28 protein-coding genes are annotated in these 23,465 nt (G+C 60.3%); 7 read left to right on the forward strand and 21 right to left on the reverse strand.

Annotated features, from left to right (window positions below; all coding sequences use genetic code 11):
- Positions 1-160: 160 nt before the first annotated feature.
- The 6 genes from RV1423_RS14620 to RV1423_RS14645 form a co-directional block, all read right to left on the reverse strand.
- Positions 161-418, reverse strand: a complete 258-nt coding sequence (locus tag RV1423_RS14620; protein ID WP_034297888.1) for a YfhL family 4Fe-4S dicluster ferredoxin — start codon at positions 416-418, stop codon at positions 161-163.
- A 69-nt stretch (positions 419-487) separates the two neighbouring features.
- Entirely contained in the window at positions 488-976 is a 489-nt protein-coding gene (gene coaD / locus RV1423_RS14625) for a pantetheine-phosphate adenylyltransferase (RefSeq protein WP_034297891.1), read from the reverse strand.
- A gap of 50 nt (positions 977-1,026) precedes the next feature.
- A complete protein-coding gene (gene rsmD / locus RV1423_RS14630; RefSeq protein WP_034297893.1) occupies positions 1,027-1,680 on the reverse strand; it encodes a 16S rRNA (guanine(966)-N(2))-methyltransferase RsmD in 654 nt (217 codons plus the stop codon).
- A 3-nt stretch (positions 1,681-1,683) separates the two neighbouring features.
- A complete protein-coding gene (locus RV1423_RS14635) occupies positions 1,684-3,000 on the reverse strand; it encodes a pitrilysin family protein (RefSeq protein WP_034297895.1) in 1,317 nt (438 codons plus the stop codon).
- Between the two features lie 40 nt (positions 3,001-3,040).
- Entirely contained in the window at positions 3,041-3,703 is a 663-nt protein-coding gene (locus tag RV1423_RS14640; protein WP_034297897.1) for a ParA family protein, read from the reverse strand.
- Positions 3,704-3,773: 70 nt separating this feature from the next.
- Complete coding sequence (locus RV1423_RS14645) at positions 3,774-5,165, reverse strand: pitrilysin family protein (RefSeq protein WP_034297900.1); 1,392 nt, start codon at positions 5,163-5,165, stop codon at positions 3,774-3,776.
- A 161-nt stretch (positions 5,166-5,326) separates the two neighbouring features.
- On the opposite strand from RV1423_RS14645, the gene ftsY reads away from it, so the two are divergent.
- The 4 genes from ftsY to rpoH all read left to right on the forward strand — a co-directional run bounded on the left by ftsY (position 5,327) and on the right by rpoH (position 9,197).
- A complete protein-coding gene (gene ftsY, locus RV1423_RS14650; protein WP_034297903.1) occupies positions 5,327-6,358 on the forward strand; it encodes a signal recognition particle-docking protein FtsY in 1,032 nt (343 codons plus the stop codon).
- A 21-nt stretch (positions 6,359-6,379) separates the two neighbouring features.
- On the forward strand, positions 6,380-7,072 hold the full coding sequence (locus RV1423_RS14655; RefSeq protein WP_034297905.1) for a cell division ATP-binding protein FtsE: 693 nt from the start codon (positions 6,380-6,382) through the stop codon (positions 7,070-7,072).
- Positions 7,069-7,992 carry a permease-like cell division protein FtsX gene (ftsX, locus tag RV1423_RS14660; RefSeq protein ID WP_034297907.1) on the forward strand — a complete coding sequence of 308 codons (924 nt, stop codon included), beginning with the start codon at positions 7,069-7,071 and terminating at the stop codon, positions 7,990-7,992. The genes RV1423_RS14655 and ftsX overlap by 4 nt, the downstream gene beginning before the upstream one ends.
- 314 nt (positions 7,993-8,306) lie before the next feature.
- Positions 8,307-9,197 carry an RNA polymerase sigma factor RpoH gene (gene rpoH, locus RV1423_RS14665; protein WP_034297910.1) on the forward strand — a complete coding sequence of 297 codons (891 nt, stop codon included), beginning with the start codon at positions 8,307-8,309 and terminating at the stop codon, positions 9,195-9,197.
- A 76-nt stretch (positions 9,198-9,273) separates the two neighbouring features.
- On the opposite strand, the gene RV1423_RS14670 is transcribed toward rpoH, so the two are convergent.
- The 5 genes from RV1423_RS14670 to RV1423_RS14690 are packed head-to-tail and all read right to left on the reverse strand — an operon-like array spanning position 9,274 to position 13,209.
- Entirely contained in the window at positions 9,274-9,870 is a 597-nt protein-coding gene (locus RV1423_RS14670) for an SCO family protein (protein WP_034297912.1), read from the reverse strand.
- Positions 9,870-10,763: a heme o synthase gene (gene cyoE / locus RV1423_RS14675; protein WP_034297915.1), complete on the reverse strand. Its 894-nt coding sequence runs from the start codon at positions 10,761-10,763 to the stop codon at positions 9,870-9,872. Before cyoE ends, RV1423_RS14670 begins: the two co-directional genes overlap by 1 nt.
- A gap of 1 nt (position 10,764) precedes the next feature.
- On the reverse strand, positions 10,765-11,880 hold the full coding sequence (locus RV1423_RS14680) for a heme A synthase (protein ID WP_034297918.1): 1,116 nt from the start codon (positions 11,878-11,880) through the stop codon (positions 10,765-10,767).
- 8 nt (positions 11,881-11,888) lie between these two features.
- Positions 11,889-12,500, reverse strand: coding sequence for a cytochrome c oxidase subunit I (locus RV1423_RS14685; protein WP_034297921.1), 612 nt, complete (start codon positions 12,498-12,500; stop codon positions 11,889-11,891).
- On the reverse strand, positions 12,487-13,209 hold the full coding sequence (locus tag RV1423_RS14690) for an SURF1 family protein (protein ID WP_034297924.1): 723 nt from the start codon (positions 13,207-13,209) through the stop codon (positions 12,487-12,489). Before RV1423_RS14690 ends, RV1423_RS14685 begins: the two co-directional genes overlap by 14 nt.
- A gap of 91 nt (positions 13,210-13,300) precedes the next feature.
- Between RV1423_RS14690 and RV1423_RS14695 the strand changes: the two genes are divergently transcribed.
- Positions 13,301-13,501: a twin transmembrane helix small protein gene (locus tag RV1423_RS14695; RefSeq protein ID WP_034297926.1), complete on the forward strand. Its 201-nt coding sequence runs from the start codon at positions 13,301-13,303 to the stop codon at positions 13,499-13,501.
- 138 nt (positions 13,502-13,639) lie between these two features.
- Here RV1423_RS14695 and RV1423_RS14700 read toward each other — a convergent pair whose 3' ends face one another.
- From RV1423_RS14700 to RV1423_RS14735, 8 genes are all read right to left on the reverse strand, one after another.
- Positions 13,640-14,500: a cytochrome c oxidase subunit 3 gene (locus RV1423_RS14700; RefSeq protein WP_034298091.1), complete on the reverse strand. Its 861-nt coding sequence runs from the start codon at positions 14,498-14,500 to the stop codon at positions 13,640-13,642.
- Positions 14,501-14,602: 102 nt separating this feature from the next.
- Complete coding sequence (locus tag RV1423_RS14705; RefSeq protein WP_034297928.1) at positions 14,603-14,818, reverse strand: DUF2970 domain-containing protein; 216 nt, start codon at positions 14,816-14,818, stop codon at positions 14,603-14,605.
- A 10-nt stretch (positions 14,819-14,828) separates the two neighbouring features.
- The gene (locus tag RV1423_RS14710; protein ID WP_034297930.1) at positions 14,829-15,398 is read right to left on the reverse strand and encodes a cytochrome c oxidase assembly protein; all 570 of its coding nucleotides are present in this window, start codon (positions 15,396-15,398) and stop codon (positions 14,829-14,831) included.
- Entirely contained in the window at positions 15,398-15,505 is a 108-nt protein-coding gene (locus RV1423_RS30650; RefSeq protein ID WP_231502292.1) for a cytochrome oxidase small assembly protein, read from the reverse strand. Before RV1423_RS30650 ends, RV1423_RS14710 begins: the two co-directional genes overlap by 1 nt.
- Before the next feature lie 32 nt (positions 15,506-15,537).
- Positions 15,538-17,166, reverse strand: a complete 1,629-nt coding sequence (gene ctaD, locus RV1423_RS14715) for a cytochrome c oxidase subunit I (protein ID WP_034297931.1) — start codon at positions 17,164-17,166, stop codon at positions 15,538-15,540.
- A gap of 61 nt (positions 17,167-17,227) precedes the next feature.
- Entirely contained in the window at positions 17,228-18,388 is a 1,161-nt protein-coding gene (gene coxB, locus RV1423_RS14720; RefSeq protein ID WP_034297934.1) for a cytochrome c oxidase subunit II, read from the reverse strand.
- Positions 18,389-18,430: 42 nt separating this feature from the next.
- The gene (locus RV1423_RS14725; protein WP_155835111.1) at positions 18,431-18,889 is read right to left on the reverse strand and encodes a DUF2244 domain-containing protein; all 459 of its coding nucleotides are present in this window, start codon (positions 18,887-18,889) and stop codon (positions 18,431-18,433) included.
- 242 nt (positions 18,890-19,131) lie between these two features.
- Positions 19,132-20,067, reverse strand: a complete 936-nt coding sequence (locus RV1423_RS14735) for a methyltransferase domain-containing protein (protein WP_034297941.1) — start codon at positions 20,065-20,067, stop codon at positions 19,132-19,134.
- 184 nt (positions 20,068-20,251) lie between these two features.
- Here RV1423_RS14735 and RV1423_RS14740 point away from each other — a divergent pair, with 184 nt between their 5' ends.
- Together RV1423_RS14740 and trmL are read left to right on the forward strand one after the other, a co-directional pair.
- A complete protein-coding gene (locus tag RV1423_RS14740) occupies positions 20,252-20,953 on the forward strand; it encodes a double zinc ribbon domain-containing protein (protein ID WP_306409589.1) in 702 nt (233 codons plus the stop codon).
- 25 nt (positions 20,954-20,978) lie between these two features.
- The gene (trmL, locus tag RV1423_RS14745; protein WP_034297946.1) at positions 20,979-21,461 is read left to right on the forward strand and encodes a tRNA (uridine(34)/cytosine(34)/5-carboxymethylaminomethyluridine(34)-2'-O)-methyltransferase TrmL; all 483 of its coding nucleotides are present in this window, start codon (positions 20,979-20,981) and stop codon (positions 21,459-21,461) included.
- A 245-nt stretch (positions 21,462-21,706) separates the two neighbouring features.
- On the opposite strand, the gene RV1423_RS14750 is transcribed toward trmL, so the two are convergent.
- Positions 21,707-22,501 (reverse strand): ABC transporter ATP-binding protein, encoded by a 795-nt coding sequence (locus RV1423_RS14750; RefSeq protein WP_034297949.1) that lies wholly within the window; start codon positions 22,499-22,501, stop codon positions 21,707-21,709.
- A 1-nt stretch (position 22,502) separates the two neighbouring features.
- Complete coding sequence (locus tag RV1423_RS14755) at positions 22,503-23,396, reverse strand: ABC transporter permease (RefSeq protein WP_034297952.1); 894 nt, start codon at positions 23,394-23,396, stop codon at positions 22,503-22,505.
- Positions 23,397-23,465 lie beyond the last annotated feature (69 nt).

Raw genomic sequence — 23,465 nt, forward strand, 5'->3', positions numbered from 1 at the left:
CAAGCCCATCGGCACGCTCGTGAAACTGCGAAAGAAAAATGGCGAGCGACGATGATACCGCGCCCGGACGGCGCAGCAGAAATACCGACTACCTATAAGCAAGCAGGATTTTCTTATGACGCCGTCAGCCGCCCCGACATCGGCGTGGAAAGGGAATACGTCAGGACTTGGCGATCGCCTGCAACGACTCGTATTTGGCCATCAATTGCTCATTGGTCTCGCGCCAGGCGGGATTGAAGGGAATGCAGGCGACCGGACAGACTTGCTGGCATTGCGGCTCATTGAAATGGCCGACGCATTCGGTGCACTTGTTGGGATCGATTTCATAGATCTGCGGCCCCATGTAAATCGCCTCGTTCGGGCACTCGGGCTCGCAGACGTCGCAATTGATGCAATCATCGGTGATCATCAGTGCCATACCAACTCCGCTTCCTTTACATGCCGCCCGCATCGCCTGCCGCATTCATTCCGGCAAGCAATGCAGACATTACAAATCCATCTTGGCCATCTTTTCCTTCAGCCACTTTTCGACCGAAGGAAAAACAAACTTCGACACATCGCCACCCAGCAGGGCGATTTCGCGCACGATGGTGCCTGATATGAATTGATATTGGTCCGACGGCGTCAGAAACAAGGTTTCCACGTCGGGCAACAGATAGCGATTCATGCCCGCCATCTGGAATTCATACTCGAAGTCCGACACCGCACGCAGGCCGCGCACGATCACGCGGGCGCCGTTTTGCCGGACGAAATCCTTGAGCAGGCCGGAAAAACTTTCCACCTGGACATTCGGATAATGTCCCAATACTTCATTTGCTATCGACAGGCGCTCCTCAAGGGAGAAAAACGGCTTCTTGTTTTTGCTGTCCGCTACGCCTACGACCAACTTGTCAAACAATCCCGATGCGCGTCTTACCAGATCTTCATGGCCACGTGTCAACGGATCGAATGTTCCCGGATAAACGGCTGTCACCATCAGGGTCTCTCCTCACCAGCTAAGCAATCAGAACGCGCATTATGCCTGAATTAACTGATGTTTTTGCGCCGCAATAAATGATAAAACACCATGCCCGCCTTATCCGCCCTGACAACCTCCCAGGGCGCCATCCAGCCGGGCGCAGCGTCGCCTTCCAGCGACTGTTCCGATTCGGCATACACCAGGCCGTCGCCGGCCAGCACGTGTTCGCACACCGGCATGATCTTCTCAAGCCAGTCCTGATGATACGGCGGATCGGCAAAGATGAGGTTGAATCCTTCACCTGACTGCGCCGACATATTGTGGATCCCGGAAAATCCCTGCAGCAACGCCAGCGCATCGCCGCGCCGTATATCGACTTGCGCGGCGTTCAACTTTTCCTTGTTGGCGTCGAGCTGGCGCACTGCCGGTCCGTGGTTCTCGACCATGACCACGCGCTGCGCCCCGCGGCTGGCGGCTTCAAAGCCGAGCGCGCCGGAACCGGCGAACAGGTCGAGGCAACGGATGCTTTCCCAGTCGCCGTCGATCAGGTGGGTAATCCAGTTGAACACCGTTTCGCGCACGCGATCCGGCGTCGGCCGCAAGCCTTCGGCGTCCAGCACCGGCAGCGGCGTACGCTTCCATTGTCCGCCGATGATGCGGACCTGGCGCGAACCGCGGTTGTTGGCGTCGGTAGCGCCATGTCTTCTTGCTGTCCTGCTCATGTTTTAGTTCGCCTCGCCCACTACCACCGTGGTCAGTTGATCAAGAGCGATTTTACGCTGGAAGGCCTCGCGGATTTGCGCGATGGTGACTTTACCGATATTGGTGGTCCAGGTGTCGAGATAGTCGAGCGGCAAGCGGTAATAGCCGATCACGGCAAGGTTGTCGAGAATCTTGCGATTGTTGTCGATGCGCAGCGCGAAGCCGCCGATCAGGTTGTCCTTGGCCGCCTTCAACTCAGCGGCGCTCGGGCCGTCGCGCAGGTAGGCCGCCAGCGTCCGGCGCACCACGCCGAGCGCTTCGTCGGTCTGGTCCTGCTTGGTTTGCAGGCCGATCTGGAACGGTCCCTGCTGCGCCAGCGGCGAGAAATAACTGTAGATGCTGTACGACAACGCGCGCTTTTCACGCACTTCGTTGGTCAGCCGCGAGACGAACCCGCCGCCGCCGAGGATGTAATTGCCGACCGTCAGCGCAAAGAAATCCGGATCGCCGCGCACCAGCGCCGGCATGCCGATCAGGATATGCGACTGCGAGGCCGGATGGGCGATGCGCTTTTCCTGCTGGGTGCCGACGGCGACTTCAGGCAAAGCCGGCAACGCCGCGCCTTGCGGCAATTGCTGCGTCAGACGCTGCGCGATCCCGTCGGCCTGCGCGCGCGTGACGTCGCCGATCATGGCGATGACGGCGCGATTGGCGACATAGTGGTCGCGATGGAACGCCACCAGATCGTCGCGCGTGATCGCGGCAATACTGTCTTCGGTCTCCCGGCGTGCATAAGGATGCTGGCCATATACAGCAGCCCAGAAGGCTCTGGCGGCAATGTCTTCGGGCTTGGTCTGCGACTCTTTCACCTCGGCGATGGTGCGCGCCTTGTCGCGCGAGAACAGGTCGGCCGGGAAACTCGGCTGCGCCAGCGTACGCGCCAGCAGACCCACCGCGGCGTCACGCTCGACCGCGCTCGACAGCATGCGCAATGTCACGCCTGCGCGGTCCATGCCGGCCCCACCGCCGCGCTGTGCGGCGACATCGGCCAGGCCGTCGAGAATCTGCGCCTCGGTCAGCGCCGGCGCATCGCCGCTGGCGGCAACACCGCGCGTAAGCATCGCCTGCGTCAGCGATGCCAGCCCTGACTTGCCAGTTGGATCGCGACGCGAACCGGCATCGAATTCGATGCTGAGATCGAGCATCGGGATCGCGTGGTTCTCGACGAACAGCACGCGCGCGCCGTTGGCCAGCGACCACGATTGAATCTGCAAGGCCGCCTGGGCCTGCGCCGCGAAACCGCCCAACAGGACTGCACACGCCAGCAAATATTTTTTCATCTTGATACGACACCAATAAACTGCGAAATAGAACCGCCTGTCAGACGCCAGTCTGCGGCGGCGCGTCGGCCGACCTGGCCTTGCCGCCGACCCAATCGATGATCGGCTGCCATTGCTCGATATCGCGTTGCACACGCGAAGGCGCGATGTCCCACAAGGTCAGGCCGTGGGCCGCCAGTTGCACATAGTTCTGCGTGTCGCGCAGATAGCTCAGCACCGGCAGATTGAGGCCTTCAATGAAACGATGCAGTTGCTCGGCCGAACGCGTGCGCGCATCGACGCGCATGCCGACGATGCCGACGTCGATTTCGCCTTGGCGCACGGCTTTTTCTTCGGCCAGCCGGCGCAGGAAATCCTGCGTCGCCAGGATATCGAAGATCGACGGCTGCAATGGCACCACCACCTTGTCAGCCATCTTCAGCACGTCGTTGAGCCGCCAGCCGTGCAAACCCGCCGGCGTGTCCAGCACGACGTGCGTGGTGCCTTTGGGCGGTTTGGCGATGTAATCTTCGCTGACGTCCCAGGTAGCGATCTGCGCCGCTGCCGGCGGCCGGAGGTTGAGCCAGGCGCGCGCCGACTGCTGGCGGTCGATGTCGCCGAGCAGCACGCCATGTCCGCGGCTGGCGAAATAGCCGGCCAGGTTGGTCGCGAGAGTACTTTTACCTACGCCGCCTTTGGGATTCGCAACGACGATCACTGGCATGTTCTTCCTCCGTAAAAATGCGTCTGAAAATGCAACATCGGGTCAGGACGCCTGTTCAAAAATCGGCGGCTCAACGCAACGGTCCCGGCGGCGGTCCCATTTTCTTGCCGGACAACGGCAACGGTTCGAGTGTCGCCACTGTCAGCCTGTCGTCGGTGAAGTATTTTTGCGCGGCAGCCTGCACTTGTTGCGGCGTCACCGATTTGAGCTTGTCGACGATGCGGTCGATATTCTTGTACGACAGGCCAGCCATTTCCATCACGCCGATTTCCATGGCCTGGCCGAAGACGGAGTCGCGTTTGTAGATCTGGGAAGCGATCAGTTGGGTCTTCACGCGCTGCAATTCCTGCTCCGACACGCCGTCTTTCGCAATGCGCGCAACTTCGGCGCGCAGCAGGGCTTCCAGTTGCGCTGTGGTAGTGCCGGCGGCCGGACTGCCTTCCAACGTGAACAGGGGCGGGCCGCGCGTGATGTCGTCGTAGCTCGCGCCGACGCTGTTGGCGACCTTGTCGGTGCGCACCAGCTTGTCGTTCAGGCGCGCGTTGTCATAGCCGTCGAGTACCGCCGACAAGACATCGAGAGCATACGGCTCCTCGTCCTTTTCGACATCGCGCAGCGTCGGCACCTTGAAGGCGAGGATGACGTAGGGATTTTCCGCCGGCGCCTTGACGGTCACGCGGCGCAAACCGTTCTGCTCAGGCTCGTTCTGCGGCTTGCCGCGCACGACGGTCTTCGCGGGAATGGAGCCGAAATACTTTTCGGCCAGCGCCGCCACCTTGCCGGCGCTGACATCGCCGCTGACCACCAGCGTGGCGTTGTTGGGCGCATACCAGCGGCGGTACCAGGCTTCGATGTCCTGGACGGTCATGTACTGCAGATCGTCCATCCAGCCAACTACTGGATGATGGTAAGGATGGGCGACGAACGCGGCGGCATTCAGGGCCTCGCTCATCAGCCCCTGGGGTTGGTCGTCGGTGCGCCAGCGACGCTCTTCCATGACGACGCGGATTTCCTTGGCGAATTCATCCTTGTCGAATTGCAAATTGCGCATCCGGTCAGCCTCCAATGCCATCACGGCTTCCAGCCGGGTGTGCTCGACCTGCTGGAAATAGGCGGTGTAGTCGCGGTTGGTGAAGGCGTTTTCGCGGCCGCCCAACTCGGCGACCAGGCGGCTGAACTCGCCGGTCTTGTGTTTTTTTGTCCCCTTGAACATCATGTGTTCGAGCGCATGGGCGACACCGGTAGTGCCGTTGCTTTCGTCAATGGAACCCACCTTGTACCAGACCATTTGCACCGCTGTCGGGGCGCGATGGTCCTCCTTGACAATGACTTTCATGCCGTTTTTCAGTATGAATTCAGAGGCGGCGGAAGGCACCGACTCGGCCACAACAACCGGACTTTGCCCGGATAGACAGACAAACAACAAGCCAGTCGACAGGATTGCTCTGATCTTCAATTTCATTCGCTGTGCTCTGATAGAATGCGGGGGCTGGCCAAGGACCGCCCGGACGGCAGCATCCGGGCACAAGGCCGGCCAATTGTACCTTGTTCATTGCGATTTCCCTCGGGGAAACGCACCCATCAGACACCGCAGCCACATTCGACGAATCAGCCCAGCATCCGATGTTTAGTTTCTTCAAGAAAAAGCCACAACCCGAACCCGCCGTTGCCAAGGAAGCAGTCCCGCAGGCGCTACCGGCAGCGGCAACCTCCACCGCTGAAGAAATCGTCGAACCCGCCCCGTCATCGCCCGAAGCCAAACGCTCCTGGCTCGCGCGCCTGAAAAGCGGCCTGTCCAAGACCTCCAGCAACCTGACCACGCTGTTCATCGGCGCCAAGATCGGCGACGAACTCTATGAAGAGCTGGAATCGGCCTTGCTGGTCTCGGATGCCGGCGTCGAAGCCACCCAATTCCTGCTTGATGCCCTGAAAAAGAAGGTCAAAGACGAAAAGCTGACCGAGGCCGACCAGGTCCGCAATGCCTTGCGCGAACTGCTCATCGACCTGCTGCGCCCGCTGCAGAAACCGCTGGTGCTGGGCCGCCATCAACCGCTGGTAATGATGATCGCCGGCGTCAACGGCGCCGGCAAGACCACCACCATCGGCAAGCTGGCCAAGCATTTGCAGGCGCATGAGCAATCGGTGCTTCTGGCTGCGGGCGATACCTTCCGTGCCGCCGCGCGCGAGCAACTGACGATCTGGGGCGAGCGCAACAACATCACCGTGATCGCCCAGGAATCCGGCGACCCGGCTGCGGTGGCCTTCGACGCCGTGCATTCGGCCCAGGCGCGCGGCACCAATGTCGTGATGGTCGACACCGCCGGCCGCCTGCCGACGCAGTTGCACCTGATGGACGAACTGAAGAAGATCAAGCGCGTCATTGCCAAGGCCATGGATACCGCGCCGCACGAAGTACTGCTGGTCATCGACGGCAATACCGGCCAGAATGCGCTGGCGCAGGTCAAGGCTTTCGACGATGCGCTGGGCCTGACCGGACTGGTCGTGACCAAGCTCGACGGCACCGCCAAGGGCGGCATCCTGGCCGCGATCGCCAAGACCCGGCCGGTGCCGCTGTATTTCATCGGCGTGGGCGAAAAGATCGACGATCTGCAAGCCTTCGATGCCGAAGAGTTCGTTGACGCCTTGTTAAGCTGAAGCACAAATCAATAACCGACGATGATTGAATTCGCCAAGGTCTCCAAACAATATTCGCGCGATGTCTTCGCCTTGCGCGACGTCACGCTCTCGGTCCGGAAGGGCGAGCTGCTGTTCCTGGCCGGCCCGTCCGGCGCCGGCAAGTCGACTTTGCTGAAAATGATCGCCGCCATGGAACGCCCCAGCGCGGGCACGCTTAGCGTCAACGGCCAGAGCATTAATACCATCAAGCCTTCCGGCATGCCTTACCTGCGCCGCAACCTCGGCCTGATTTTCCAGCAGCAACGCCTGCTGCAGGACCGCAACATCCTGGCCAACGTCATGTTGCCGCTGATCGTTACCGGCGCGGCGCGTTCGGATGCCGAAAAGCGCGCCCGCGCTGCACTGGACAAGGTCGACCTGCTCGACAAGGCTGTCTCCAGGCCGCAGGAGCTGTCGGGCGGCGAGCAGCAGCGCGTGGCGATCGCCCGCGCCATCGTCAACCGGCCGCAAATCATCCTGGCCGACGAACCGACCGCCAACCTCGACCGCGACAACGCCAACAAGGTGCTGGCCGCGCTCAAGTCTTTCCACGGTGTCGGCGTGACCTGCCTGATTTCGACCCACGACGAACAATACCTGACCGGCGCTGACCGCATCGTCTATCTGGATCGCGGCCGCATTGTCGACGGCTGGCATAACGGCGTCAGCAATCCGGTGGAGATTTCGCAATGAACTGGCTGCGCCAACACTTCTTCGCACTGGCCGATGCCTTCACTCACCTGCTGCGCTCGCCGGGCAATTTCATCCTCAACGTACTGGTGGTGTCGATCGCGCTGGCGCTGCCGTTCGCCGGCCTGACCGTGCTGGAAAACGTGCGACCGGTATCGGAACAGCTCGCGGTCGAGCCGGAAATCAGCATTTTCCTGAAAATGGACTTCCCGCGCGATAAGGCCACCGCGCTGGCCGGCAATATCCGCGCTATTTTGCAAGACAGCGGCAGCGCCGCCAGGATCGAATTCACGCCGCGCGAAAAGGCGTTCGACACGCTCAAGAGCAAGACCGGCTTGAACGACGTGCTGGCGACGCTGGGCGCCAATCCGTTGCCGGACAGCTATGTGCTGAAAATGTCGGGTTTCCAGGACGCCATGGACGCCGCCCGAATTGACGACATCGCTCAAAAACTCAAGGCCATGCCGGGCGTCGACACCGTGCAGATCGATTCGGCCTGGGTCAAGCGGCTGGCGGCCCTGTTGCGGATTTTGCGGCTGGTGCTGCTGTTCCTCGGCATCACGCTCGGCGCGGTGGTGGTGGCCGTGGTGTTCAATACGATCCGCCTGCAGGTCATGACGCAATATGAAGAAATCGAGGTGTCCCGCCTGCTCGGCGCGACCAACGCCTTCATCCATCGCCCCTTCTATTACACCGGCGCCCTGCTCGGTCTGTGTGCTGGCGCACTCGCCTTGGGCTTGGTGGCGCTGGCCTTGCAACCGCTCAATCTGGCGATCACGGATTTTGCCCGTTTGTACGCTTCCGAGTTCCGCCTGGCACTGCCGAGCATCGAGGCGATCGGCATCCTGCTCGGCGTCAGCGCCCTGCTGGGTTTGCTGGGCGCCATGCTGTCCGTCAAGCGACATCTGGCGCGGCTGGCCTGATCTCGTCATTTCCCTCCGGCGGCAATCATTTCTTTTTTAAGATAATTGCCGCTTTTCAATATTGCTCTGCAAAATTTGTTACAGCTTTATGGTTGGAACAAGCAACTTTGCACCCCAAATCTCCTCTAATTCCTGCGATGAAAGTCAATTGCTTTGAAAGTTGCCATAGATAATAACTATTTCTTTCTTCTAGATTCGTTATTAGCACTCTCATGGAAGGAGTGCTAGAATTGTTGATAGAAATACTCCAGCTTTAAAGCATTGCTTATCTTAATTTATGCATCGCTTCCTCACTTAGGAACCAAGGAGAATCAATGAAATCAGCCACTGCACTCATGCCCGTCGAGACCAATGCGCTTGCGCTCGGCTTCTCCGGCAGCCTGGGCAACATTGACGCCTATATTTCGGCCGTTAATCGTCTGCCGATGCTGACGCAGGCTGAAGAAGTCTCGCTCGCGCGCAGTCTGCGCGAAAAGAACGACCTCGCCGCCGCCCAAAAACTGGTGCTGTCCCACTTGCGCCTGGTGGTGTCGATCGCGCGCGGCTATCTGGGTTACGGCCTGCCGCACGCCGACCTGATCCAGGAAGGCAATATCGGCCTGATGAAGGCGGTCAAACGCTTCGATCCGGACCAGAACGTGCGTCTGGTGTCGTACGCAATGCACTGGATCAAGGCCGAGATGCATGAATACATCCTGAAAAACTGGCGTCTGGTCAAAGTAGCCACCACAAAGGCCCAGCGCAAGTTGTTCTTCAACCTGCGCAGCCACAAGGAAGGCCTGGACGCCATGACGCCGGCGCAAGTCGACGCGTTGGCCAAGACGCTGGATGTGAAGCGCGAAGAAGTCATCGAAATGGAAACGCGCTTGTCCGGCCGCGATATCGCACTGGAAGCGCCGACCGACGACGAAGACGACAAGTTCGCGCCGATCGCCTACCTGTCGTCGGACAGCAGCGAACCGACCCGCGTGATGGAAGCCAAGCAATACGACCGTCTCCAGTCGGAAGGCCTGGAAGCCGCACTGAGCAAGCTGGACGATCGTTCGCGCCGCATCGTGGAAGCGCGCTGGCTGGCCAACGACGACGGCAGCGGCGCAACGCTGCACGAACTGGCTGACGAATTCGGCGTATCCGCCGAACGCATTCGCCAGATCGAGGCGGTGGCATTGAAGAAGATGAAGGGCGCGCTGCAAGCGTTCGCTTAAGCAAGTCCCGCAGTTCGACAGCAATGAAAAAGGCGCTCAATCGAGCGCCTTCTTTTTGTCCGTAACCTGAAAGGCTTCAGGACAACAACAACTTCAAGTCGTGCACAATAGGCTCCGCGCCCTGGCCATGTTTGACGAACAGACGGATATGGCCTTGCGGGTCAAACACGTAGCTGCCCGCAGTATGGTCCATGGTGTAGCTGCCCGGCGTCTTGCCCGGTACTTTCTGGAAGAACACCTTGAATTCCTTGGCGACCTTCTCGGTCGCCGCTTCATCGCCGTACAAGCCGAGGAAACGCTTGTCGAAGGCCGGCACATACTGCGACAGAATCTGCGGCGTGTCGCGCGCCGGATCGATCGTCACGAACAAGACCTGCACCTTGTCGGCCTGCGGGCCGAGCTCCTTCATCACATTCGCCATTTCGGCCATTGTCGTCGGGCAGACATCCGGACATTGCGTGTAGCCGAAAAACATCACCACCGCCTTGCCCTTGAAATCGGCCAGCGTGCGCGGCTTGCCGTTGTGGTCGGTGAGCGCGAAGTCCCTGGCGTATTCCAGGCCGGTGACATCAGTGTTGACGAATTTTTCGGCGTTGCCCTGCTGGCAGGCCGCCAGCATCAGCACACCGAGCGCCAGCAAGACGGCCGGCAGGAAAGACAGCAAACGTTTCATCAAAAAGTCCTGAACAGCAGGTAATGGTCGACCAGCAGCGCAGCGAACAACACCGACAGGTAGATGATCGAAAAAGCGAAGGCCTTGCGCGCAATCAGGTCGGTGTAGTGGCGATAAATCTGCCAGGAGTAATGGAAAAAAATCCCTCCCAGCACAATCGCCGTGCCGAGATAAATCAGGCCGCTCATGCCGACCGCGAACGGCAGCATGGTGGTCGCGATCAGTGCAATCGTGTACAGCAGGATATGGAATTGCGTAAACTTCATGCCGTGCGTGATGGGCAGCATCGGCAAGCCGGACTTGGCATAATCGTCGCGGCGGTACATCGCCAGCGCCCAGAAGTGCGGCGGCGTCCAGATGAAAATGATCAGCACCAGGATCCAGGCCTGCATCGGCACGTCATTGGCGATCGCGGCCCATCCCAGCGCCGGCGGCATCGCGCCCGACAGGCCGCCGATGACGATGTTTTGCGGCGTGGCAGGCTTGAGGATGATGGTGTAAATGACGGCATAGCCGACGAAAGTCGCCAGGGTCAGCCACATGGTCAGCGGATTGACGAAGTTGTACAGCACCCACATGCCCATGCCGCCGATCACACCGGAAAATATCAGGGTTTGCACAACGGTAATTTCGCCGCGCGCCATCGGGCGGCGCGCCGTGCGCGCCATGCGCGAATCGATTTCGCGTTCCACCAGGCAATTGATGGCGAACGCCGCGCCGGCCAGCAGCCAGATGCCAATCGTCGCAAACACCACCTTGCGCCAGTCGGGCAATTCGGGCGTGGCCAGAAACATGCCGATGACGGCGCAGAACACCGCCAGTTGCGTCACCCGCGGCTTGGTCAGGGCCCAGTATTGGGCGATGCGATTCGGTGGTACGGTCAATGTGGTCATGTCATGAAAGCGGGGCATACGCTGCAGCGGCAACCGCAACCGCGGCGGGAGCCAATCGAGTTTTGTAGTTTAACATGACCAGCAAAACCAGCAGCAGCGCCGCACCGCCGTTGTGCATGACGGCAATCGCCAGGGGCCAGTTCAGGTAGATGGTCGACAAGCCGGTAACCAGTTGCAAGGCGATCACGATCAGCAGCCAGCATCCGGTCTTGCGCAAGCCGGAGTCCTTGAGCGCCTTGTGCGCCAGCCAGGCAACGTAGGAGATCACGACGAAAGCGAAGGTGCGATGCAGCCAGTGGATCGCGGTCAGGGCCGGGAATGGCAGGTATTCATTGTCGGCGGTCTTGCCAAGGTGACGCCACAACGTGAAGCCGTTTTCAAAATCCATCGGCGGAATCATCGCGCCGTGGCACAAGGGAAAGTCGCCGCAGGCCAGCGCCGCGTAATTGGTGCTGACCCAGCCGCCCAGCGCGATCTGCAAGACCAACAGCAGCAAGCCGGCCAAAGCCGGAAACGCCAGCGCCCGCCCGCCGGCCGCGACCGGCGTATGCTCGTTCTGGCGCGCGCCCAGCCAGGTCAACATCGCCAGCAAGGTCAGACCGAGCAGCAAGTGGATGGTGACGATGACCGGCTGCAGTTTCATCGTCACCGTCCAGGCGCCAAATGCGCCTTGCAGGCAGACGAACAGGAACAGCATGGTCGGAAACCACGGCCGGAACTTGATCTCCACATGGCGTGACTTGATCCAGCGCCACCAGGCAATCGCCATGAGCGAAATGATCAGCACGCCAACCGCCATCGCTACGTACCGGTGGGTCATTTCGATCCAGGCCTTTGCGACCGTCACGGGTCCGGTCGGCATGGCTTCCTGCGCAGCGCTGATGTGTTCATGCGCCAGCAAGGGATTGGAATGGCCGTAGCAGCCCGGCCAGTCAGGACAGCCCAGACCGGAATCAGTCAGTCGCGTGAAGGCGCCGAACATAATCAGGTCGAAGGTCAGGAACAACGTGACCCAGACCAGCTTGCGATATTTATTGGGGTCATTGGAAACGACCAGAATCAGCGCGAGCGGTATTGACGCAATCAGCAAAGCCGCGAGGGCAAGTTGAATTAGCATAAGCTACCTCACCCGATCGCCGACGCGCGCAACAGTTTGCCGATGTCTTTCTTGACCTTGTTGGGATCGGCATCCTTGGGGAAACGCATCATCAGGTTGCCGAGCGGATCGATCATGTAGATATGGTCTTCCGCCGTCGTGCCGGCGTCGGTCGGCAGCCAGGCCTTGAGCAGCGCCGGATCGACACGCAGCATGTCGGTGCCGTCGTATTCGCGCATGAGCATTGTGTCGAGCGGTTTGGCGTCGGTGATCAGCCAGACGCGCTCGATGCGGTCCATTTCCTTGCCCTGCATCAGGCGCAACTGACGCATGGCGAACAGGCGCGCCTTGCAGGCGTCGTCGCAATCGCCGCCAGCGATTTGCAGCATCACCCATTTACCTTTGTAATCCTCCAGCCCGGCCGGCTTGCCGTCGAGTCCGGCAGTGCCCAGCGGTGGGATCGGATATTGGCGCGGGTCAATCAGCGTGCCGTAGTTGGTACGGCTCTCCGGCTTGATCACGTAATAGGTGAGATACGAAGCGATCAACGGCGCGGCGCAGACCGCAACCACCAGCAACAGCTTCCATCGGCCGCGCTTGCGTTGCGGGTCTGGCTGTCCTTGCTCTTTACTTTTTTCCACTTCGGAATCCTGTGACGACGAAAAAAATGACGGCCATCAAGGCCAATGCATACCACTGCACGGCATAACCGCGATGACGCTCGATGCCCAGCGACGGCGCGGGCCAGTCGCGCACCAGTCCGTCCTTCATGGCGCTGGACTGCTCGATCACGAACGGCGCGAGTTGCAAGCCGCTGGCGCGGGCGTATGCGGCGATGTCGAGGTTCTGCATGATCGCACCGGGACGCAGCGCTTCAGCGGCCCCGAGTTGCAGCAAATGCCCGGCGTCGCTGCGGATCACGCCTTCGATCTCGACCTCACCCGCCGCCGTCTGCACAGACGGCAAACGCGTGCGGTCGTTCGCGTCGCGCGGCGCCCAGCCGCGCTCGACCAGTACCGCAGACGCCGGTTCCGCGCCGGCTATTTTAAACGGCATCAGCACATAGAAACCGGGCACGCCGTTATACGGACGGTTTTCCAGGTAAGTCGCCCAGTTCTGCACGAACTCACCCCGTATCTTCACGTGGCGGAACTCGGCCTGCGCAATATCGACCTGCGCCGCGCCGGTCAGGGCGATGACAGGCGCCGCCTGGCGCGCCTGCATCTTCGCCTGGATCGCTTCCTTCTCATCCCCACGCCGGGTCTGCCACTGTCCCAGCGACACCCCGAGCGCGGCCACGATCACCGTGGCGACCAGGGGAATCCATCGAATACGGAATCTGATTGGCATTACAATGTCGCTTTACTCAATGCGCTTGGTCTTGCGCCACGGGCCGTCCGGCATCCTGCCGCTTCCTGCCCCCCCCTTACCTGCACACGCCATGAAAATCATCGTCGCCGTCGCTTTCTTGCTCATCATCGGTAGCCTTGCATCGGCGCTGCTGTTCCTGATGCGCGACAAGGGCAAAAGCAACCGTACGGTGTATGCGCTGACGATGCGCGTGGGATTTTCGGTGCTGCTGTTCATCCTGCTGCTGATCGCCTACCGGCTGGGCTGGATACAGCCGACCGGCATTCGCTGAACCGCTGCCGGCAAGGCGGCTGGTTCGACACGGCAAGCGGGCACAGCTTACACGTTTTCCGGATTTCTTGAAGCTGGTTTTCGACCGTAAAAAAGCCGCACCGAAGTGCGGCTTTTTTGTGCGCAAAGCGGATCCGCGTTACAGCCAGTAGACCACAACGTACAGGCCGAGCCAAACCACGTCCACAAAGTGCCAATACCAGGCCGCGCCTTCGAAAGCGAAGTGGTGTTCCGGCGTGAAATGACCGCGCAGCACGCGGTACAGCACCACCGACAACATGATCGCGCCCATCGTCACGTGAAAGCCATGGAAACCGGTCAGCATGAAGAAAGTCGAACCGTAGACGCCTGACGTCAGCTTCAGATTCAGCTCGGTATAGGCGTGGTGGTATTCGTAAGCCTGGAAACCCATGAAGATCGCACCGAGCAGGATCGTGGCAAACAGCCAGATTGCAGTTTGCGCACGGTGACCGGCGCGCAGCGCGTGGTGGGAGATCGTCAGCGTCACGCCCGACGTCAGCAGCAAGGCCGTGTTGATGGTCGGGATCGGGAACGGGCCCATGGTCTGGAACGACTCGATCGTGCCGGCGGGACCGACGTTGCCCCAGTGCGCCGCGAAGTCGGGCCACAAAATCTTGTGGTCGAGATCGGCCAGCCACGGCATGGTGATGCTGCGTGCATAAAACAGCGCGCCGAAGAAGGCGGCGAAGAACATCACTTCGGAGAAGATGAACCAGCTCATGCTCCAGCGGAAGGAGGCATCGATACGCTCGCTGTACTGGCCGGATTCGGATTCGCCGATGGCCTGGCCGAACCACTTGTACAGCACCACCAGCACCGACAGGATGCCGACGATATTGAGGACTGCGCCCCAACTGTGACCATTGACCCAGGCCGACGCGCCGGCCATGGTGACCAGCATCGATATGCCCGCCAGCACCGGCCACTGCGAGGGACCCGGTACGAAATAGTACGGCGCTTTAGCGTGTTGAGAACTCATCTCCATCTCCCAATACAAAATTCGGATCTTTTATAAATGACTGCTTCAAACCGGTACTGCCACATTCGTTCGGCCTTGCTCGCGACCGCCTTCATTGCGTAGTCACTGAGCAACCACCATTTTCACTATCAGCACCAATGCCGTTACAAAAATCGCTGCGCCGATAATGCCGGCGATCACGACATGCAGCGGATTCAGCTTGGCGGCGTCGCTTTCGTAATCGCTGCGCTTGCGCACGCCGAAGAACGACCAGAACACCGCCTTCATCGTCGCCGCAAAGGATGCCTTGCGCTGAGTTGCATTTTTCAAGTCATCCATGCGCCACCTCTCAACTCGCCTTCTTCACTTGCCCGCCAATCTCAAAGAACGTATAAGACAGCGTAATCGTCGTCACATCCTTCGGCAGTGCCGGATCGATGTAGAACACCACCGGCATCTGCTTGGCCTCGTTCGGCCCCAGGGTCTGCTGCGTAAAACAGAAACACTCCACCTTCTTGAAGAACGCCGCCGACTGCTGCGGCGCGTAACTCGGTATGGCCTGCGCATCGACGCTGCGCGCCTGGGTGTTGACCACTTCGTACAACACCTGCGTCATCTCGCCCGGATGCACCTTCATGCTGGCCACCGTCGGACGGAAGCGCCACGGCCCCTGCGCATTGCCGTCGAACTCGATCGTCACGGTGCGGCTCTTGTCGATCTGCGTGTTCGTCGGCGCTTCGACCGTCGCATCCTTGGGCGTCAGGAAATTGACGCCCGTGACTTCGCAAATCTTCTTGTACACCGGAATCAGCGCATAACCGAAGCCAAACATCAGCACGGCAATGACCAACAGCTTGCCCAGCATCTGCCGGTTCAGCCTGCGTTCCGGCGATAACGCTTTCTTGTCGGTATCTGTCATCAGCGGAACCAGATGCGATTGACGAAGATGCCGACGAAGAATGCCAACGCCACCAGCCCCAGCAGCAAACCCGTGCGCAGATTATTCGGCTTTTTACGATCTGTCATACAGAGTGGGCAGGACCAGCCTGCCGCTCCCTTTATTTAACTGTCGGTGGCACTTCGAATGTATGGAAAGGCGCCGGGCTCGGCACGGTCCACTCCAGACCTTCAGCGCCTTCCCATGGCTTGTCCGCGGCTTTCACGCCGCCCTTGATCGACGGAATCACCACGAAGAACAGGAAGTACACCTGGGAAAGGCCGAAGCCGAGCGCGCCGATCGAGGCCACCATGTTGAAGTCGGTGAACTGCGCCGGATAATCGGCATAGCGGCGCGGCATGCCGGCCAGGCCCAGGAAGTGCATCGGGAAGAACGTCACGTTGAACCAGATCAGCGAATTCCAGAAGTGGATCTTGCCGCGGGTTTCGTTGTACATGAAACCGGTCCACTTCGGACCCCAGTAGTAGAAGCCGGCGAACAGCGCGAACAGCGAACCGGCCACCAGCACGTAGTGGAAGTGCGCCACCACGTAGTAGGTGTCCTGCATCTGGATATCGATCGGCGTAACCGCCAGGATCAGGCCGGTGAAACCGCCCATGGTGAACACGAAGATGAAACCGACCGAGAACAGCATCGGCGTTTCAAAGGTCATCGAACCGCGCCACATGGTGGCAATCCAGTTGAATATCTTCACGCCGGTCGGCACCGCGATCAGCATCGTCGCGTACATGAAGAACAACTGCGCAGTCACCGGCATGCCGGTAGTGAACATGTGATGGGCCCAGACGATGAAGGACAGGATCGCGATCGACGCGGTCGCATACACCATCGAGGCGTAACCGAACAATTGCTTGCGGGCGAAGGCCGGGATGATCTGCGACACGATGCCGAAGGCCGGCAAGATCATGATGTAGACCTCGGGGTGACCGAAGAACCAGAAGATGTGCTGGTACATCACCGGATCGCCGCCGCCGGCGGCGTTGAAGAACGAGGTGCCGAAGTGGCGGTCGGTCAGCGTCATGGTGATCGCGCCTGCCAACACCGGCATCACTGCGATCAGCAGGTAGGCGGTGATCAGCCAGGTCCAGCAGAACATCGGCATCTTCATCAGCGTCATGCCGGGAGCGCGCATGTTGAGGATGGTGACGATGATGTTGATCGACCCCATGATCGACGAGGCGCCCATGATGTGCACCGCGAAGATGGCCATGTCCATGCCCGGACCCATTTGCGTCGACAGCGGCGCATACAGGGTCCAGCCGGCGGCGGTCGCGCCGCCCGGCACCAGGAAGGAGGTCGCCAGCAGCAGCGCGGCGGGCGGCAGCAGCCAGAACGAGAAGTTGTTCATGCGCGCGAACGCCATGTCGGAGGCTCCGATCTGCAGCGGGATCATCCAGTTGGCGAAGCCGACGAAAGCCGGCATGATCGCGCCGAACACCATCACCAGACCGTGCATCGTGGTCAGTTGATTGAAGAATTCAGGGCGGAAGAATTGCAGGCCGGGCTGGAACAATTCGGCCCGGATCAGCAGCGCCAGCACGCCGCCCGACAGCAGCATGGTGAACGAGAACCACAGGTACAGCGTGCCGATGTCCTTGTGGTTGGTGGCGAAGATCCAGCGGCGCCAGCCGTGCGGATGATCGTGATGCGCGTGATCGTCGTGGCCATGTGCGCCATGCTCATGCGCGTGCGAGTGATCGTGTCCGTGATCGACTACAGTTGTGCTCATTTCAGTCTCCCAATTCGATACATGTGCGCGTAGTAAGCGCTCAGGTTCTCACTCAGTTCAGTTACTTGCGCGCAGCCAGTACCTCGGCCGGTTGAACGATATTTTCTTGTGCTTTATTGGACCAGTTATTGCGCGTGTAGGTGATCACGGCAGCGATTTCGGTGTCGTTGAGCACCGACTTCCACGCCGGCATGGCGTTCTTGCCGTTCAACACGGTGGTGATCTGGACCGCCTTCGGACCGTTCACGACCAGGCTGCCGTCGAGCGCAGGAAACGCGCCGGGAACACCCTTGCCGTTGGCCTGATGGCAGACCACGCAATTGGATGTGTAGACTTTTTCGCCGCGCTGCTTGAGTTCGTCGATGGTCCAGACCTTGGTCGGATCGTCGGCCTTGGCGGCCATTTCCTTCTTCTTGCCGTCGACCCAGGTCTTGTAGTCGGCTTCGCTGACGACGTTGACGACGATCGGCATGAAGGCATGGTCCTTGCCGCACAGTTCAACACACTGGCCGCGGTAGGTGCCGATTTTCTCGGCCTTGAACCAGGTATCGCGCACGAAACCGGGAATCGCATCCTGCTTCACGCCGAAGGCCGGGACGGTCCACGAGTGGATCACGTCATTGGCGGTGGTGACGATGCGCACCTTCTTGTTGACCGGCACGACGACCGGATTGTCGACTTCGATCAGATAGTTGTCGTTCTTCTTCAGCGAAGAGTCGGTGATCTGTTCGCGCGGCGTAGCCAGGTTGGACAGGAAGGAAATGCCTTCGCCTTCGCCCTTGAGGTAATCGTAGCCCCACTTCCATTGCATGCCGGTGACCTTGATGGTGAGGTCGGCGTTGGACGTGTCTTTCATCGCCACCACGGTCTTGGTGGCCGGCAGCGCCATGCCGATCACGATCAGGAACGGGACGATGGTCCAGGCTATTTCGACGGTGGTGCTTTCGTGGAAACTGGCCGATTTGTGGCCGAGGGATTTTCGATGCTTGAGGATGGAGTAGAACATGACGCCGAACACGGCAAGGAAAATCACCAGGCAGATGACCAGCATCAGATGATGCAGGTCATAAATCTGTTCGGCGATCTGCGTTACCGGCGGCTGGAAATTGGTCTGCAATACGGCTGGACCGCCCTGACTATCGACCACTGCCCATGACGGCACGGAAGCCGCCAGGAGCGATGCACCAAGTAGCAAAGAATGAAGGCGCTTCGCAATTATCATGATTTCCTCAAAAGCCCAAAATAATTATAAGAATTGTGCCGGCTACCTGACGCTACTGCTTGCTGATAACTCACGCTCCAGCTCCAGTGCGAATTCGCGTCTCTTCCATTCCGTCAGGTGCCGACCTACATCGACTCGTATTCCAGAGGACTCCAGCCTCACCAGCTTGCCAGCGTGGTGGGACCTTGCCGGATCGACTCGCGCATGATGCAGATCGAGCCTGTAACGACTCGTTTTCCCTGCGTACACGAATTCGACCAGCACACAATCATCAACCACCGCGATATATTCGCGATCAGTCGCATGACGTGCATAAATCAGAAAAGCAAAACCGACCGCGGACAACTCAAGTACGGAAAAAACCAGTATGTACCAGGCTCCACGCAAAGTGAAAACAAACGCTACTGTCAGCGAAACCGCGCATAGGATCGCGAAAACCTGCCCCAATTGGTGCGGCGCAATCGAACAGTTGCGCTTCAACATCCACTCCCGCTTTACCACGATACGCCCCCTGAACCAGTAGGTTGAGCACGTCCGTACAAGCTAAAACCCTCGGAGTATAAGGGGTAACCGTAAATGTTATCAAGCGGAATAAAGTCGCTTTTTCGCTCTTGACACAACGCCTTTCCAGCCTCCGAAACCGTACCGCCACCCCCTTCAAAACCCATCTCGGCGCCTGCTGCGATAGCGCTCCATCTCGGCTTCGCGGCATTCATCGGCGGCTTTTCCGGTTGACTGTCCGGCTACTTCCTGGGCAAGTCGAAGCGGATAATCGACTCGCCGCTGGCCGTGGTCTTGGGCACCGGCCGGAAAGCGTGACCATATATCACCTCGAAGCTCAGCGGTATCTTGCCGTCCGGCCCGCGCTGCCGGTCAAGCGCCAACAGCAGGCGCTGGTGCGCGGCGCGACCGAGCAAGCCGCGTCGCCGGCTTTCCAGCGGATTGCCGCCCCAGGCGCGCAGGTCGGCCAGCAGGCGTTGCGGCGTGTCATACGTGACAGTGATCGCTTCCATGTCCATGACCGGTGTCGAAAAGCCGGCATTGACCAGCATGTCGCCGAAATCGTGCATGTCGACAAACGGCAGGCTGTGCGGCGCGGCGTCCACGGTCTCGAAGGCCGTCCGCAATTCCTTGAAAGTGTCCGGGCCCAAACAGGAAAACATCAGCAAGCCCTCGACCCGCAAGACCCGACGCCATTCGGCGAAAACCCGGTCCGGCTGCGGATGCCAGTGCAGCGCCAGATTGGACCAGACCATGTCGAGCGCATTGGCGGCAAACGGCAGTTGCGCAAAGTCGGCGCAGGCCAGGCTGCCGGTGCCGGCCGCGCTGGCAGTCGGCAGCCATCTGGTCAGCAGGCGATTGACGGCGGACTGCGCCGCCAGTTGACGCTCCCGGGCTAGCGCCACCATGTTGAAGGCGCCGTCGAGACCGACGATCTGGGCATCAATGAAACGCTTCTGCAAGGCGGCGATATCGGCACCCTCGCCGCAACCCGCATCCAGCACTCGCTGCGGCGTGATCTTGATCAGCAGCAGACGCTCCAGCATGCGCGCCGACACCTCGCGGCGCAGGAAATCCGATTCCGCCACGCGCGCCGGAGCGGAAAACAGGCGGCGCACTAGAGGCAGATCGATCGGCGCGCTCAATTTGGCGCTGGCGTTGGGCGGAGACAAAGACATGGAAAAATCGGACGGACAAGATGAGATAATCGGCGTTAGTTTAGTCCAATTCCTTCTTTCGGGTACGATGCCGCCCCCGCGGAGACGCCGAATCGGACTGAAATCCGACTGCAACCACCCAACCATCCTGTCCATGCTCTCGCGCCTGCTGACAATCACCCGCCGTTTGTTGCCAATGCAGCCAATGCGGCACTTGCTGCCGTCTTCCTGCGTATTGTGCGGGCAGACTGATCGTGAAGCGTTGTGCCAACCCTGCCGCCAGCGCTATTTTATGGTCCGGCCGCGCCGTTGCGTGCAGTGCGCCATGCCGATTCCGACCACCGCCAAGGAAATCCGCTGCGGCGACTGCCTCAAGAACAAACCCGCGTTCGACGCCACCGTGGTGGCGACCGATTATGCCGCGCCGGCCGACCAACTGGTGCTGGCGCTGAAGTTCGGCGCCACGCTGCCGCTGGCGCCGCTGCTGGCGGACATGCTGCACGCCTCGGTGCAGCACTACACGGAACGCGGCCTGCCGTTGCCGACGCTGATGACGGCCGTGCCATTGGGCGTCAGGCGCCTGCGAGAGCGCGGCTTCAACCAGTCGCTCGAAATCGCGCGGCCGCTGGCGCGCAGTCTGGGTGTCCGGCTCGATCCGCAACTGCTGGTGCGGCTGCGCGACACGCAGGCGCAAGCCACGCTGCCCAATGACGAACGCAAGCGCAATATGCGCCGCGCCTTCGTCGTGCCGACCGGGACGATGAATCACGTACGCGGCGCGCACATCGGTGTCGTCGATGACGTCATCACCACCGGGGAAACCCTCAATGAAATTGCCGAGACCCTCAAGCGTTTCGGCGCGCGGCGCGTCACCAATATCGTGTTTGCCCGCACCGTCGCAAAGTAAATCAGCGCCCATCAAGGAGAATCACTTGTTTCACGTCGTCCTGGTCGAGCCGGAAATCCCACCGAACACCGGCAACATCATTCGCCTGTGTGCCAACACCGGCGCGCAATTGCACCTGATCGAACCGCTCGGCTTCCCGCTCGACGATGCCAAGATGCGGCGCGCCGGTCTGGATTATCACGACTACGCGACCATGCAGGTCCATCCCCATTGGGATGCCTTCATGGAAAAGCGCCGCGCCGATCCCGGCTTCGATGCCACGCGCATGTTCGCGCTCACCACGCACGGCTCGACGCCGTTTGCGAGTGTGGTGTTCCGGCCCGGCGACGTGTTCGTGTTCGGCGCCGAAACCCGGGGACTTGCGCGCGCATTGCGCGAGTCCTTCCCGGTCGCGCAACGCATCCGCCTGCCGATGCGCCCCGACAACCGCAGCCTCAACCTGTCCAATACGGTAGCGGTAGTGGTGTACGAAGCCTGGCGGCAGAACGGTTTTGCGGGTGGAAGCTGAGCGTTGGAGCCGCATTGAAGAAGGCCGCGATGGCGGTAATGCCGTTCAGTTTCAAGTGTAAAAAGCTCCTTGCCGCATTAGTTCATCACGACCGTCGTCCTGACGAAAGTCAGGACCCAGTGTCGTATCGGACGTTTTCACGACACTGGGTCCCGGCGTGCGCCGGGACGACGGCCGGGAAAATAGGCTTCATTGAACGACATTACCGCCATCGCGGCCTTCTTCACTTTCCTAGAACGACTGCTTTATCCCAGCAGCAAAGCGTCATCGGACAAGACTTCGCCGCGCGTGCGCTCGAACATCTTCAGCAGGTCCGGCACATCCAGCCCGGCGCGTTCCTCTCCGGAGACATCCAGCACCACCTTGCCCTGATGCAGCATCACGGTGCGGTCGCCGTAATCAAGCGCCTGGCGCATGCTGTGCGTCACCATCATGGTGGTCAGCTTGCTTTCGGCGACGATCTTGGCGGTCAGTTCCAGCACGAAGGCCGCGGTTTTCGGGTCCAGCGCGGCGGTGTGCTCATCCAGCAGCAGGATGCGCGACGGTTGCAGCGACGCCATCAGCAGGCTGACGGCTTGCCGCTGGCCGCCGGACAACAGGCCGATGCGGTCGGTCAGGCGCTTTTCGAGGCCGAGATTCAGGATGGCAAGCTTCTCACGGAACAGCTCGCGCATGTTGCGCTTGATGGCGAAACCGAAGCCACGACGCTTGCCGCGCGCCATCGCCAGCGCCATGTTTTCTTCGATGGTCAACGCTTCGCAGGTGCCCGCCATCGGGTCCTGGAACACGCGTGCCACCATGCCGGCGCGATCCCAGGCTTGTTTTTTGGTGACATCGACGCCGTCGATCTCGATCTTGCCTTCGTCGACCAGCAGGTCGCCGGAAATCGCATTAAGGAAAGTCGACTTGCCGGCGCCGTTGGAACCGATCACGGCAACGAACTGGCCGGTCGGGATTTCAAGGTCGAGGCCGCGCAATGCGCGGTTTTCGATCGGGGTGCCGGCGTTGAATGTGATGTGCAGATCGGTAGCCTTCAACATCTCAGGCTCCTCTCGTCAGCAGCTTCAGCTTGCGCTTGCCCATCGGCAGCACCAGGGCCAGCATCACCAGCACGGCGGTGACCAGGTTCAGATCTTGCGCCTGCAGGCCGATGAAATCGCTGTTCAACGCCAGCGCGATAAAGAAGCGGTACAGGATCGCGCCCAGGATCACGGCCAGCGTGGTCCACACCAGGCGGCGCGCCGGCAGGATGTTTTCGCCGATGATCACGGCCGCCAGGCCGATCACGATGGTGCCGATACCCATGGAGATATCGGCGCCGCCCTGGGTCTGCGCAAACAGCGCACCGCCCAATGCGACCAGCGCATTGGCCAACGCCATGCCGGCCAGCGTGGCGCGGCCGGTGGCGATGCCCTGCGCGCGCGCCATGCGGGCGTTGGCGCCGGTGGCGCGCATGGCCAGGCCGATTTCTGAAGAAAAGAACCAGTCCAGCAACAGCTTGGCAATGATCACCACCACCAGCAACACCAATGGACGTTCGACATAGTCGGGCATCCAGTCGGGCAGCAGAATGCTGAAAATCGTCGGCTCATTGATCAGCGGCACGTTCGGCTTGCCCATCACGCGCAGGTTGATCGAATACAGCGCGATCATCATCAGGATACTGGCCAGCAGATCCATGATCTTCAGGCGCACGTTCAGCCAGGCGGTGGTGAAGCCGGCCAGCGCTCCGGCCAGGATGGCCACGCCGGTCGCCAGGAAGGGGTTGTAGCCGGCGGCGATCATCGTCGCCGCAACAGCGCCGCCGAGCGGAAAACTGCCGTCGACGGTCAGATCGGGGAAGGTGAGGATGCGAAACGAAATCAGCACCCCGAGGGCAACCAGGCTGAAAATCAGGCCGATTTCCAGCGCGCCCAGCAGCGTATACAGCGACATAAAAGGTCTTTCTTAAAAAACACATTCGGCATTGACCCGGGTGGGCATGCGAATAACATGCCGGTCAAT

The sequence above is a fragment of the Herbaspirillum sp. RV1423 genome, from assembly GCF_000577615.1.
GTDB lineage: Bacteria > Pseudomonadota > Gammaproteobacteria > Burkholderiales > Burkholderiaceae_D > Herbaspirillum.

Excerpts from the sequence above, each read along its gene's own strand:
- RV1423_RS14620 (WP_034297888.1), bottom strand. The coding sequence starts at position 418 with ATGGCACTGATGATCACCGATGATTGCATCAATTGCGACGTCTGCGAG.
- coaD (WP_034297891.1), bottom strand. The coding sequence starts at position 976 with ATGGTGACAGCCGTTTATCCGGGAACATTCGATCCGTTGACACGTGGC.
- rsmD (WP_034297893.1), bottom strand. The coding sequence starts at position 1,680 with ATGAGCAGGACAGCAAGAAGACATGGCGCTACCGACGCCAACAACCGC.
- RV1423_RS14635 (WP_034297895.1), bottom strand. The coding sequence starts at position 3,000 with ATGAAAAAATATTTGCTGGCGTGTGCAGTCCTGTTGGGCGGTTTCGCG.
- RV1423_RS14640 (WP_034297897.1), bottom strand. The coding sequence starts at position 3,703 with ATGCCAGTGATCGTCGTTGCGAATCCCAAAGGCGGCGTAGGTAAAAGT.
- RV1423_RS14645 (WP_034297900.1), bottom strand. The coding sequence starts at position 5,165 with ATGAAATTGAAGATCAGAGCAATCCTGTCGACTGGCTTGTTGTTTGTC.
- ftsY (WP_034297903.1), top strand. The coding sequence starts at position 5,327 with ATGTTTAGTTTCTTCAAGAAAAAGCCACAACCCGAACCCGCCGTTGCC.
- RV1423_RS14655 (WP_034297905.1), top strand. The coding sequence starts at position 6,380 with ATGATTGAATTCGCCAAGGTCTCCAAACAATATTCGCGCGATGTCTTC.
- ftsX (WP_034297907.1), top strand. The coding sequence starts at position 7,069 with ATGAACTGGCTGCGCCAACACTTCTTCGCACTGGCCGATGCCTTCACT.
- rpoH (WP_034297910.1), top strand. The coding sequence starts at position 8,307 with ATGAAATCAGCCACTGCACTCATGCCCGTCGAGACCAATGCGCTTGCG.
- RV1423_RS14670 (WP_034297912.1), bottom strand. The coding sequence starts at position 9,870 with ATGAAACGTTTGCTGTCTTTCCTGCCGGCCGTCTTGCTGGCGCTCGGT.
- cyoE (WP_034297915.1), bottom strand. The coding sequence starts at position 10,763 with ATGACCACATTGACCGTACCACCGAATCGCATCGCCCAATACTGGGCC.
- RV1423_RS14680 (WP_034297918.1), bottom strand. The coding sequence starts at position 11,880 with ATGCTAATTCAACTTGCCCTCGCGGCTTTGCTGATTGCGTCAATACCG.
- RV1423_RS14690 (WP_034297924.1), bottom strand. The coding sequence starts at position 13,209 with ATGCCAATCAGATTCCGTATTCGATGGATTCCCCTGGTCGCCACGGTG.
- RV1423_RS14695 (WP_034297926.1), top strand. The coding sequence starts at position 13,301 with ATGAAAATCATCGTCGCCGTCGCTTTCTTGCTCATCATCGGTAGCCTT.
- RV1423_RS14700 (WP_034298091.1), bottom strand. The coding sequence starts at position 14,500 with ATGAGTTCTCAACACGCTAAAGCGCCGTACTATTTCGTACCGGGTCCC.
- RV1423_RS14705 (WP_034297928.1), bottom strand. The coding sequence starts at position 14,818 with ATGGATGACTTGAAAAATGCAACTCAGCGCAAGGCATCCTTTGCGGCG.
- RV1423_RS14710 (WP_034297930.1), bottom strand. The coding sequence starts at position 15,398 with ATGACAGATACCGACAAGAAAGCGTTATCGCCGGAACGCAGGCTGAAC.
- RV1423_RS30650 (WP_231502292.1), bottom strand. The coding sequence starts at position 15,505 with ATGACAGATCGTAAAAAGCCGAATAATCTGCGCACGGGTTTGCTGCTG.
- ctaD (WP_034297931.1), bottom strand. The coding sequence starts at position 17,166 with ATGAGCACAACTGTAGTCGATCACGGACACGATCACTCGCACGCGCAT.
- coxB (WP_034297934.1), bottom strand. The coding sequence starts at position 18,388 with ATGATAATTGCGAAGCGCCTTCATTCTTTGCTACTTGGTGCATCGCTC.
- RV1423_RS14735 (WP_034297941.1), bottom strand. The coding sequence starts at position 20,067 with ATGTCTTTGTCTCCGCCCAACGCCAGCGCCAAATTGAGCGCGCCGATC.
- RV1423_RS14740 (WP_306409589.1), top strand. The coding sequence starts at position 20,252 with ATGCGGCACTTGCTGCCGTCTTCCTGCGTATTGTGCGGGCAGACTGAT.
- RV1423_RS14750 (WP_034297949.1), bottom strand. The coding sequence starts at position 22,501 with ATGTTGAAGGCTACCGATCTGCACATCACATTCAACGCCGGCACCCCG.
- RV1423_RS14755 (WP_034297952.1), bottom strand. The coding sequence starts at position 23,396 with ATGTCGCTGTATACGCTGCTGGGCGCGCTGGAAATCGGCCTGATTTTC.